The following is an 11540-nucleotide window of genomic DNA, read 5'->3' on the forward strand; positions in this document are numbered from 1 at the left end:
GTTTGCTGCTGAACGATTCAAATGCTTTCAGCATCCTGAGACCATTGTCAGATATTTTCATTTTTAGGTGATTTTGATTTTAAAACAGATAGGAAAAAACTACTACCAGTGTAGCCTAAAGTGACTGCACCAATATTTGTGATGACAAAAATTTCTTTTATGTCATCCCTTAGATATACTGCTATTAAAGTCACAATTACTGTCAATAGAATACTAGGGTATTCATTTTTAAACAGGTATTTTATACCTGTTTTCTTCCCATTACTCAATTGCTCCATATAGCTAATTAGTATACCCAGCAATGCCAGAACAGATTTCCCTATAAAGTCAGGGTCTAATATTTCCATATTATTTTAAAAATTATTTAAATCTCTTTTTCAATTTATTCCAAAGAAGGGTACCAATCCCAGAAGCTATTGCCCCTAGGAATCCCAGAACTATTGTTCTGAAAATGTCATAAGTCATGATAGTTGTTGGTTCAGCTAAAAGGTGTTTCAATGGCTCAATTAATGCCGCAATCAATCCACCTACGAATGGAATTTGAAAGCTATTGTTATCGTGAACTGTCATATTAAATAGTTTGTGCAATTCCATTTACTTTTTTCAACCCACCTTTTACAGGATTTGTATATTCTATATATACATCCTGAGCGTTGTACTGTCCGGCTGGTAAAATGATTGTTTCATTTAGTACCTGTTTTGAGTTAACAGTTTTCAAAAACTCTATCCCATTTTTTGTGTTTTTAATTTTCACATTAAAGCTCTCACCTAACTCAAGGCGAGCTTCAATACCTTGAATTTTCAAAACATTTCCGTTTAAACGGCCAAAGAATGGTGCTTGTCCAGAATGAATTTGCTCAGGGTCACAGAAAGCGCATATTTTATCTGTTTTTTGCCATAAGCCATATACCCGATTCTCGGCCTGCATCTGATACATTTTGGCAGCCCACTGGCGATAATTACCCAAGTGCCCTTGATTCTTTTGGTTTCCATCTCCAAAATAATTCGTAGAAAACGGCTGACCTTCATTTACGGTTTTATGTAGCCCCTCAATATAGTTACCTCCTAAGTACGCACCATCTTTTGAAAGTCCGACGTTTCCGCCAGTAAATCCCGTCCAAATTGATAAGTTATTTAGGAGGGTATATACAAGAGTCGCATACCATTCAGAGGTAACTCTATCGATTGGACGATATAGGTTCGTAAAAGGATTAGCTTCTAGGTCATGTCGAAGTATACCTATTGTACCATACGCGTTTGGATGCGAGTGTACATCTTGAAAATCATCGCCTAATCCTATAAGACCAGCTAACATTTTTAAGCGATAATATATTTCTGAGTAATACCCTGCAAACTGATGTATACCAAAATATAACTCAGGCATTAAACGCCAGATGCCATAATTGTTTTGTTCTTGTATAGTTATCTCTGATAGATTGCCCGGCCCTGCCCATCTAATTGTTTCTCCTCTAATTACTTCCTCAAAGAAATCATCTCTCAATACTCTGTCACCATATTCGTCAATGATATAGTTCCCTCCACTTTTCTTATACATTGTAGAAGTGAGAGGCAAGTTCACTTTTGCATAATTGACAAGTATATTATACATGAGGTCTGTTTTACCTGAAAAATATGGCTGTATTATGCCACTCGTTTGTTGTGCTGTCCCAACATTGTAAGAATGTTTAGCGAATGGGAAAAATTTTTCCTTTACTGGAACATCATCCCCATCATAGGAATAACCATTGTGCCAAAACGTAAATCCGCCATTCGGTTTATAGCCATAGTAGATTATCATGTGTTGAGGATCATCTATTTTTGCGGCCTCATACATTCCTTTTAAGAAGGAATTTATTTTGGTCATGTCAGATACGCCTTCCTCTATATCCAACATTGTAAACCGATGTTGAATATTATTCTTATTAGAATCCCTACTTTGACTCTTAATTGCTTGCCACTCTTGTGCACCACGTATTTGTAATTGTTCATGACTTAAATTCCACATTTGATAGTCACCATATAAAGTCCATTTATATCTATGGTGGCTCGGCACTCCTATTGAAGAATTAAGGGCCCCATTGTCGAACCCAGTAGCCAATCCTTTTGCAAGGGCGATAGGAGAGTTATCGCCACTGTGGTTTAAGAATTCAACTCCATCACCCCAAATAAATTTCGGATAAAAAGTTGATGAAGGTTGCCCATTTGTATTAGGAAATATTTCAAATCCTAGTGTATTTTTAGCTCCTACATCAGAAATACCTGATATATAATTAGGTAATTCTGTTGACTCAAAAGTCGTAAAAGCTGTGTTTACTTGCTCAACAACAAAAGTCATTATACCATTTGTAACGTTAAGGGCAGCTGGTGCATAGTAATAGATTCCGTCAGCAAGTTTTGTAGTTCCGTTCGCATCCAAATATAACACTACACCATTTTGAAGGGTACCATTCGCATAAATGGTTTTATTTCTGTTTGTAAATCCAGATCCGGAGGCATTTTTGTTGTAGGCATCTTGTACATCAGCGTACAGATTATAATTACCTGATTGTAAGTACGCATCTTTTATCTGATAAGCCGACCTGCTAGATTGTTCTATAAATGTCATAATACCCGCATTGACAGATATAGCTTTATTACCATAATAGTAGAATCCGTCAGCAAGTTTTGTAGTTCCGTTTGCATCCAAAAATAACACTACGCCATTTTGAGGTTGTCCATTCGCATATACAGCTTTATCTCTGTTTGTAAATCCAGAGCCGGAGGCATTTTTGTTGTAGGTGTCTTGTACGTCAGCGTACAAATTATAATTACCTGATTGTAGGTACGCATCTTTAAAAGTAAAGGTAATCAAAGATGTATTTATAGCAGAAACAGCACTACCTGTACTTCCAGTTATTAGTGTATCGGCACCTGTTTTATTTTCAGATTGCTTACTACTTTTTAACGATTTCAACACATATCGAATCACCACAATTGTTGAGAAAACACCTAATACGGTATAGAATAGATTGAGCATTGTGTTTTTTTTAAACATATACCTGAGGAATATTTAATAATAGAATCATTTCGTATAATTCTTGCGGGCTAACTTGTGATGCGACTTTATCAGGTAAAGACAACATTAATTCATCTTTTAAAAGCCTATAACAGATTTCACTGCAAAAGAATTTGTCGTTATTTTTAAGATTAAGCCCAAGAATAAGGTCAGTAAACAAAGAAACTTTATCGTACTTTTTACCTTTGTGAGACTCAAAGAAGGCAATTATTAGTGCATCATTATTCTGGCCTAAATCAAAAAGTAAATATTGATTTAAAGAAATATCTGATAATTGCCTAGCTTCTACGCCATTGTCATGCCATGAACTTAATCTTAAGTTTCTATTAGGTAAAATTATCTCGCAATGAATAATTTCATTACGATTACCAAAACTTAATAGAGCTTTCCTAAGCAAGTTCTTTTCAGCTATTGCGTGTTCAAATCCAATTAAGGCCATTCTACTGGATTACCTTTTTTTTATTTTTGCTCTTTTAACTGTTATTTTTTTTGTAGAAGGTTTTAGCTTACGAGTACTTTTCTTCACTGCTGGCTTTCTATTTAGCTTCGATAGATTTTCCTCAAAATTTTCCTTTAACGTCTTTTTCCATACGCCTTTTGGATAGGTTGTCACTGTCTTTTTTTTAGCCACACCTTTCAATTGTTCTTTTGTTTGGCGAACTGCCTTTCTTAAGGCAATTTTGTTGTTATTAAACTCTTTAGTTGACATGATTACATAATTTTATAAGCGTTGAGAAAATCTTCATTTGATAATTCATACCCATTTCCTACTTCCTGACGAGTGATAGCAATGGATAATTTGCGGAGCGTTTCTTTTGTACTACTTAGTGCCTGATTACGTGGAAAACCTGTTTCGGCTGCTACGGCTCTGATGTATCTTTCCGTTTCATTTTCATTGTCTGGAGCATATCTGCTAATTATCTTTTCGATAGTTCCATATTGAAAAATAAATTTTTTCAATAGTATTAAAAGAGCCCGAACACCATAACGCCATTCTATAAATTGCTCGAAACTACCATCTGTATTCTGTGTGAAAGGAACTTTTCCTTTCCATAGATTTACAGGTGAATACCTGAGATTGCCAGGGTTATTATTTCGTACGCCACGTGGCTTATCCATTTGTCCTAAGAAAGACTTTTGATCAGGGTCTTTTTTAGGAGGTATTTGAGAAATTAATACCCAAATAAATATGACTATTGCGCAAGCAATAGTTCTTTTTTTTCTAGGTATCAACTTGATTCTTTCCATTTACTTCTTTATTCCAGTTATAAGTTATCCATGCGATGCTCATTACTGAGGCTATTAGACTTATGATAACCGTTACATTTCCGAGACGTTTCATTTCTTAAATGTTGCTTTTAATAATAAGTATACTCCTAGAAACATTAAGCCAAATAAGGCCCCAACACCAGCTACAATTAGTCCTATTGTCTCGTTAGAAAGAGATATAATAATTTCGGGAAGTTTTAATTTACCATTCTTACTATCCTGAACTATCTCATAAATTTTATCTATTTCACTCATTTTGCACCTAATAGGGTTAATCTGTTAACTAATTTATTTTTCACACCACCTTGCCATTCTGGTATATAGTTGCTTTCAGAGTCGATAGCTTGAGTCATCGTTTCTTGATTTTTTTTGTAGTAGAGTTGAGAATAAACTCTGTATACATATACCAAATCACGGTCTGACTTTTCATATAGTTTACGGAAAACCGTCTCTTTCGTTGAAGCAAGAGTAAACCAACCTTCTGTTACATCCCTTACAGATTTCGCTATAATTTCAGCCTCTTGTTTGTAAGTTTCTTCATCAGCGATAGGAGTTCCATCATTAGGTAGCTCTGGCAGAGGGATATTATCAAGGGCTGATTTTTTTATTGCTTTTACGACAAAATAGACAGCTATGCTGCCTATTGCTGCTAGTATAAGCCATAGTTTCAGTTCTTTTTGTATCCTAAAAGAATTAACAGCTTTTGAAACAGAAGTTCCTAAGCTATCAATTGTATTAGAATTAGGATTTTTATTATTTTCCATTGCTTTCTTAGAAAAATGGCGTAGCATGAGCTTCACACTACGCCATTTTATGACAATAACATTGTTTTACTTACTTACTTTTTTTTAGAAAGTTTTGGAAAAACTTTTTTCACTTTCTTGGGCCACATTAGTGCAACTAATCCACCTACTCCGATAGCGATACCTAACCCGATGAACCATTTTTTGTATTTTTGCCAAAAAGTTGCCGTATCTGTCGTAGGCCCTTCGGCGGTTGTTTTTACGGGAATTGCTCCAAAATCTCCGGTTTTTGGGTCGAAGTAATTCAAGTATTTGTGAGTATTTGTACTGTCGGTTGTTACACCCGCTGTTGCTGTTGTAGAAAATACAGCATTTTCAGGAAAACTAGATTTTTGCGTGTTCCAAAATACACCTGCGGAATCTAACTCAATCCATGGCATACCAATTCCCGTTGCTGTGTCGCCAGCATTTGTTAAACCGAAGAATGTTTTCAATGCGGCTAAGTCTGCCATGTATTTGTCTTGTGCGGCTGTTTCTGTTACTCCTCTTAGTGTAAGAGCCGTTTTGGGGAGCAAGTCTACTCTATTTACATCTGGCCGAATGCGAGCATATATTTTTAATCCAGCCGTTCCATCTGTCAATGGAGTAATCATGTAACCAGCTTCAATTCCACTTGATGAATTGACATCTGATTTATAATTTGCAATAAGAATTTGTTTTGAAACGCTTAAACTTTTAGCCATTTTTATAGTAGTTTAATTTTATTTTTGGCAATTGAAAAATCAAATTAAACTCTTCTAAAATAAAAACTTTCATTCTTCCTCTTCCACTTCGCTTTCTTTCCTTTCATTTCCTAACATTCCCTATTATTTCCCATTATTTTAAATTTTCCAACCTGTTCCACAATGTAATGGACAACTTGTGGATTTTGATATCCTTTGAAAGACGTAAATCCAATTTTAGACAGGTCTTCTTTGTGCTGATGGCTAAATAATTTTAGAAAAGTGTGTTGAGACATTCCAGAGAAGTACACTGCCCTAATTTCCTTTATTGTGCAGATGCGGAAGTTACCTGTATCAGAATTATATAGAGAAGTTGTCATTTTAGGTAAATTGATAAGCTACGTATTCTTGATATTCTTCTGTTGATATTTCTATTACACTCTCATTTAATGAAGCTGTAACATAAGAGTCGAAGTAGTATGGCGTTGGATTCACAAAAAGACTTTTATAACGGTCATAGTGTTCTACATGAATATGATTTAGCATACTTTGATTGTATGCCTTAGTAATATTTTGGGCGTAGCCAATCAACTGCCCTTTTTTTACTATCATATCATTAGCCACAATTGGACTGATATATAAAATATCAATTTGTAAGTTATTCTCGGCAAAAATTCTAACGCCCTTATATCCTTTTTTATCTGAAAGTGCATTTTCTATGATATTGATAGATCCACCCATAGGAGCATATACTTTTTGTCCTTCTGTAACAACTAGGTCAATACCATAATGCTTGTTATATGGAGGGTTTCGGCTTGAACCAAAGTTTCCATTACCAGCACTATCAACCCGTATTTTTAAGGGTGAAACAATACTTTTTTTCATTGTCATTGCTGCCGCTAATCCGGCAGCGGCAGCAATGGCGGCAGTTCCTAAAAGAATTGTTTTCTTTTTCATGCTTCAATCAAGTTCAAGAAAGTTTCCCGAAAGGCCAGTGATTCTACTTCAGTATAGGGGCAAAACTTAGGGTTTTCTGCTGACCGTGCATGGATATTTATGCCTTGTTTCATCAATATTACCTCAACGCCTAATCTGTCATTCTGATAAAAATCTTCATTAATTTTCTCAAAATTCTGCTCAGCCACCATCCAAGCCTTAAATTCTTCCACAGTTTGTTTACCTACTTGTAAATCAGCTAAAGCCCTATCTCTAAAATCCTTATGCTGGTCTTCAATTCTTGTAAATTGCTTTGGTGTAAACTTTTTACTGTTTTTTACAGAAGCAAGTTTTTTTTGAATCGGCTGTTCAACCTCAGTTTCTTCGGTTTCAATGGCCTTTTTCTGAAATACTGGTTTCGCTAATTTTCCACGGTTTTTAAATAGAAGGAAGCTGACAACTCCGACCACTACCATCAGCATAATGGCAATGACCCATTTCCAGTTAAAGCCTTCTTTTTCTTCGCCTAACTGGTTACGGTACGGGTAACGGGCTAGTTTCCATTTCTGAAACTCTTGTGCCTGCCACATCTGGAACAACTGTGTGTCGTTCGGGGTTTGTGGAATTTGTTGGTATTGGTTCATAGAATTTATAGTTTATTTTCGAAATACTCGCTTTGTAAATAGGTTACATATTTTTCAGGTGACCCGTCAATTTTTAGTTTTTCTGGCATGGTAATTAATTGGTCGTCTGCATGCAAGTAACGCCACGCAAATTTCTTTTTGAAAGGGAGGGGTTTGTTTTCGGCCTCTATTTCTCTTAAACAGGCACGGATAATTTTCGAAGGTGTCAGAAAATCTTCGGGTATTGTGGAATCAATGGGTAAAGATTTCAGGACGATGTTTTGTAGTTTGCCCCTTAAAAATGGGTGTGCCTGAAACAGATTATGAAACTGATAAAAAACCTCATTGTAATTATTTACGGTGGTTGCCGGAAAATTCTTTATAGCCGTTGTAGCCTGATTACCGAAAATATCCCCCAAATCGTCGAGGATGAAAACATTGTATTTCATAGCTCCAGCATAAGCGAAAAAAGCATTGAAATCAAAATCGGCCATTGGGTTATCTCTCTGAACCCTTACCACCAATTCCCTACTTTTGAAGGCCCAATTGATGCTGGTAAATTGTTCAAGGGAAATAATCTCCGGTTGAATCCCCCAAAAATCACCATAAGTATCATCATTGAAATTATGGTCGAGAATAAATACAGGTTTACCTTGCAGATAATAGTTAAGGGCCAATATTTTGGTTAAATGGCTTTTTCCCACTTTCATTGCTCCATAAATTCCAGTGTTTGAACCCTTTACTAATTCCGTATCCGATAACCTGATTTTTTGCATTTTATCAACTGTGAGAATTTATGTTTTAATAATTATCGATTATTCACAACTATACGCCTAAATATGATTCTAAAGTCAGGTCGGGAGAGAATACCGTCCACGCATGGAACCCGAATTGTTGTAGGGCAATGTCCATCATGGTAGGCATTTGTAACTCTCCTCTTTCATTCTTCTGTTTCAGTTCGTCCAGAATCACATCGGCCACAAAATCACGGAATAGTTTTTCCTGTTCGGCATCATCCTTCATGTTCTCCAACTGAGCCACTTTTTCGATTTTGTATTTTGCTTTTTTGTAAGGCTTAACATCGTCTATATTTCCTGCCTCAAACTCTGCTACAATCTGCCTGCTTTGGTCGAGATTATGGCTAAAGAATTTCTGACCCAAAAACCGGATAGCATTCTTACCGATATTGTTAATCTGAAAGAACATCTGAGTTTTATATTTAGCCAGTCGTAATACCTGAACCTCATCCAGCTTATTGATAACCGGAGTATCAAAGCCTAATTGAACCTGAGAGAAGTTAGCATTGATAAAGGGATTAAAGTAGGAATTTTGGTTAAAATGCTGATTGGGATTGCTTGCGACATTCATGTCGCTACCACTATGATGATTTTGCGGCTGAGAGATTTGCTGTTGGACTGGTTCCTGATATTCTACAGGACGTTGATTCCGGTAATTATCTATTACCTGCTGATTTGCATTATAAGGGGCAGGTTTCCCAAATTGTAAGCCTAACCTTTGTGCAGCATTAGCTGCCGCCTGATCAATGCCTTTGTTGACCAGATTGGCAGCCGCATCAGTAGCTTTATCTGTGGCTGACTCTGTAACTTTATTGAGAATTTTATTAAAAAACTTCATGATTTCTTAAGTGTAATTTTATTCAGCACAAACTTTATGACTTTAAATCCTGCCCCGAAAAGGGTAGCTTTTGTATCTACCCCGGCTTTATACTTTATCAATTCCCATTTTCTGAGTAGCCGCCCTTTCCTTTTTTCATTCTTAAGATTGTCTGCGAGCATCTTTTCAAAATAGGGCTTCAAAATCGGTTCGAGGTTGAGGGTATTTTTTTGAAAATCGTAAACCCCGATGGCCGTAAAAATCTGTAATAGATTTGTCAGCATTTGTTCATTGCGAATTGTGCCAGATTCTAAGGAATTTCGCAGAAATTCGTTCTCTTTCTGCATCCGGTCTAATTCAGCCTCAATCGCTTCATGATACTTATAGAATCCTGCAATTTCTTCCAACGATTTTTCTTCAGATTCCAAGACAACGATTCCTCCCGATTCTGTAATTTCAATAACCGCTAGGTGTGTCGTCGTTTTCATCGTCTTCGGCGTTTAAAATCTGGTTGATAATTGCAATAGCTTCTTCTCTTTCGTACTCCTGAGCAATGTCAACGAATTGTACGATTTGCTCATCAGTTATACCTAATCCATCGTATTCTTCCTGAGAGAGAATCACGATTTTGTCTGACCCAGCATCATCATATATTGCATCATACGCAGCACGTAGTTCATCATAATCAGACTTCAATACATACTTTGAAAAGTCAATTGATTGAGAAAGATTTGTTGTGTAAGGTAATGAGTTGAATACGGGCTGAGCATTTGCAGGTACAAGCGCACCATTTGCAATTGCTTCAAGAATTTTACGAAGAATTAACGGCTCAGTTATGGGATTTTCATCATTTCTGAGTGATACAAACAATGCCGCAATGAGGGTTTTATGCTTGGATGTGATGGAAACACCGCCGATTTTATCGTTAGCGGCATCGGTAATGGTTACCTGTTGGAGGACTTTACCGATATTGTCTGCGATTTCCTTGATTGAGGTAGAAGATTGGCTCACGATTCGTGTTTTTTTAAGACTTTTGATAAAATTACATTGTCTTAAGAATCGTGTGCAAATTTGTGTTAGATTCGGATATTATGCGTTATATACTGTTTTTAAAAGAAACTTAGCAATTCTGTATTTTACCCTAAAATGGCAATTATCTTTTCACTTTGATTACGGGTAAAAACTTTTATTTTTTTAATATTAGGTACGACTTTCTCTAACTCATAAACCGTAATCCATTTTCTAAAAGTGGTTTTTGAGCATTTGTATCTAGCACAAAATTCGTCTCTATTACTGGGGATATTTTGGATATTTGTCGCCATATCAAGTTATTACAAAGTTTTAGCAAAATCGAATCCAGCTAACTCGACTGAAATTCCTAATACACAATAATTAGTAGGAAAACCTAAGATAACCGACAAATCAAGGACATAGGTTACGGTCGTTTTGATATACTTTCCGGTAAATTCATGCTTTTGGTTATCATATTCCTGTAGCCAAAGTTTATCACCAATCTGAAAGTTTCTGTCATTCAGGCGTACCTCAAAAGTTTTTTCACCTGTCCAGACTTTCTGAAAGTATTCGGGCCATGTTTTTAATTTATGATTCATTTGTGAAAATTAATTTATAAATGTTACCAGTTGTTTCACATTGTGAAAAGGCCCTATTTAATAATACCGGGTCATTCACATTTTATTTAAATATTTCGGTACTTTTTCAATTGAACTCTTTTCCGGCAGGCATCCGAGTAACTGAGTTTACGCCCAGTCATAATTCTACCACACCCACAAGCACAAGTTCTTGTGTTAAAAATCGTGCTTGGTTCCTGTGATAATATAGCTTTTTTCAAATAACGTGCTATCACATACGAAACCTCTAAATGCACGCCGTTCCCTACTGCTCTGTACTTTGCTGATTTAGTAAAGCTCTCAAGTCTAGGTACTTCTGTAAAGCCTTGTAGCTTACAAAAATCTTCATAAGACCTTCTGTCAGTTTTACTTCCTTCGCTGGCAGTAACGCATTTTTCAATTTCCCCTGTATACTTCACTGGCTCAGGGAGTTCTATTATACGGCCATCTTTTGACCCAAATTGAAAAGTTCTATTTCTTGATTGGGGAAAGCCTAAATCTGTTGGTGATAGATTAAATCTTTGTATATAATACCCGTCAATTTTCACATCTGGTACACGTACTACATTTTCTAGAAGAAACCATTGTGGTTGACACTCGCGAACTATTCGACAAAATTCGTCGAGTAGTTCTTGACTACGTGTACTTGGATTCCTATTTAAACCACTAAAGTCCTGACAGGGAGAGCCTCCGATTATTCCATCAAATTTCCCAAGCATTCCTTTAAAATCTCTAATTTCACCATTTACGATTTTATCAGGTGCCGTTACTACTGTAAATCCATTCCGCACAAAACCAGAATCTAGCATACCAATGTTAGGGAATAAACTTAGAACTAATTGGTTAAAAGAATTTATTATCTCTAATATTTTTATGTTACTTTCTTGAATCATTATGAAATAAAATTTATTGGCCATACACACTATATTTAGCGTTATGATATCTTCGTG

General features: G+C 36.0%; 18 protein-coding genes. All 18 read right to left on the bottom strand.

What is annotated here, in order from left to right:
• Positions 1–47: 47 nt before the first annotated feature.
• Positions 48–347: a hypothetical protein gene (locus WAA15_RS23520; protein ID WP_337045302.1), complete on the bottom strand. Its 300-nt coding sequence runs from the start codon at positions 345–347 to the stop codon at positions 48–50.
• 13 nt (positions 348–360) lie between these two features.
• Positions 361–570 (bottom strand): hypothetical protein, encoded by a 210-nt coding sequence (locus WAA15_RS23525; RefSeq protein ID WP_337045303.1) that lies wholly within the window; start codon positions 568–570, stop codon positions 361–363.
• Position 571: 1 nt separating this feature from the next.
• Positions 572–3016, bottom strand: coding sequence for a hypothetical protein (locus WAA15_RS23530; RefSeq protein ID WP_337045304.1), 2445 nt, complete (start codon positions 3014–3016; stop codon positions 572–574).
• A gap of 10 nt (positions 3017–3026) precedes the next feature.
• On the bottom strand, positions 3027–3494 hold the full coding sequence (locus WAA15_RS23535; RefSeq protein WP_337045305.1) for a hypothetical protein: 468 nt from the start codon (positions 3492–3494) through the stop codon (positions 3027–3029).
• Positions 3495–3503: 9 nt separating this feature from the next.
• Positions 3504–3764 carry a hypothetical protein gene (locus WAA15_RS23540; protein ID WP_337045306.1) on the bottom strand — a complete coding sequence of 87 codons (261 nt, stop codon included), beginning with the start codon at positions 3762–3764 and terminating at the stop codon, positions 3504–3506.
• A gap of 2 nt (positions 3765–3766) precedes the next feature.
• On the bottom strand, positions 3767–4303 hold the full coding sequence (locus tag WAA15_RS23545) for a hypothetical protein (protein WP_337045307.1): 537 nt from the start codon (positions 4301–4303) through the stop codon (positions 3767–3769).
• A gap of 90 nt (positions 4304–4393) precedes the next feature.
• On the bottom strand, positions 4394–4579 hold the full coding sequence (locus tag WAA15_RS23550) for a hypothetical protein (protein ID WP_337045308.1): 186 nt from the start codon (positions 4577–4579) through the stop codon (positions 4394–4396).
• Entirely contained in the window at positions 4576–5088 is a 513-nt protein-coding gene (locus tag WAA15_RS23555; protein WP_337045309.1) for a hypothetical protein, read from the bottom strand. Before WAA15_RS23555 ends, WAA15_RS23550 begins: the two co-directional genes overlap by 4 nt.
• Before the next feature lie 74 nt (positions 5089–5162).
• Positions 5163–5810 (bottom strand): hypothetical protein, encoded by a 648-nt coding sequence (locus WAA15_RS23560; protein WP_337045310.1) that lies wholly within the window; start codon positions 5808–5810, stop codon positions 5163–5165.
• A 360-nt stretch (positions 5811–6170) separates the two neighbouring features.
• Positions 6171–6746 (bottom strand): M23 family metallopeptidase, encoded by a 576-nt coding sequence (locus WAA15_RS23565; RefSeq protein ID WP_337045311.1) that lies wholly within the window; start codon positions 6744–6746, stop codon positions 6171–6173.
• Positions 6743–7369 carry a hypothetical protein gene (locus WAA15_RS23570; protein ID WP_337045312.1) on the bottom strand — a complete coding sequence of 209 codons (627 nt, stop codon included), beginning with the start codon at positions 7367–7369 and terminating at the stop codon, positions 6743–6745. The genes WAA15_RS23565 and WAA15_RS23570 overlap by 4 nt, the downstream gene beginning before the upstream one ends.
• A gap of 5 nt (positions 7370–7374) precedes the next feature.
• Positions 7375–8124 (bottom strand): ATP-binding protein, encoded by a 750-nt coding sequence (locus WAA15_RS23575; RefSeq protein WP_337045313.1) that lies wholly within the window; start codon positions 8122–8124, stop codon positions 7375–7377.
• Positions 8125–8173: 49 nt separating this feature from the next.
• Positions 8174–8983, bottom strand: coding sequence for a hypothetical protein (locus tag WAA15_RS23580; RefSeq protein WP_337045314.1), 810 nt, complete (start codon positions 8981–8983; stop codon positions 8174–8176).
• Positions 8980–9450 carry a hypothetical protein gene (locus tag WAA15_RS23585; RefSeq protein WP_337045315.1) on the bottom strand — a complete coding sequence of 157 codons (471 nt, stop codon included), beginning with the start codon at positions 9448–9450 and terminating at the stop codon, positions 8980–8982. The genes WAA15_RS23580 and WAA15_RS23585 overlap by 4 nt, the downstream gene beginning before the upstream one ends.
• Entirely contained in the window at positions 9419–9973 is a 555-nt protein-coding gene (locus WAA15_RS23590) for a hypothetical protein (RefSeq protein ID WP_337045316.1), read from the bottom strand. The genes WAA15_RS23585 and WAA15_RS23590 overlap by 32 nt, the downstream gene beginning before the upstream one ends.
• 125 nt (positions 9974–10098) lie before the next feature.
• A complete protein-coding gene (locus tag WAA15_RS23595) occupies positions 10099–10284 on the bottom strand; it encodes a hypothetical protein (RefSeq protein ID WP_337045317.1) in 186 nt (61 codons plus the stop codon).
• Between the two features lie 9 nt (positions 10285–10293).
• Complete coding sequence (locus tag WAA15_RS23600) at positions 10294–10572, bottom strand: DUF3850 domain-containing protein (protein ID WP_337045318.1); 279 nt, start codon at positions 10570–10572, stop codon at positions 10294–10296.
• An 86-nt stretch (positions 10573–10658) separates the two neighbouring features.
• Entirely contained in the window at positions 10659–11507 is an 849-nt protein-coding gene (locus WAA15_RS23605; RefSeq protein ID WP_337045319.1) for a DNA cytosine methyltransferase, read from the bottom strand.
• Between the last annotated feature and the right edge of the window lie 33 nt (positions 11508–11540).

The sequence above is a fragment of the Emticicia sp. 17c genome, assembly GCF_037153985.1.
Classification (GTDB): domain Bacteria; phylum Bacteroidota; class Bacteroidia; order Cytophagales; family Spirosomataceae; genus Emticicia.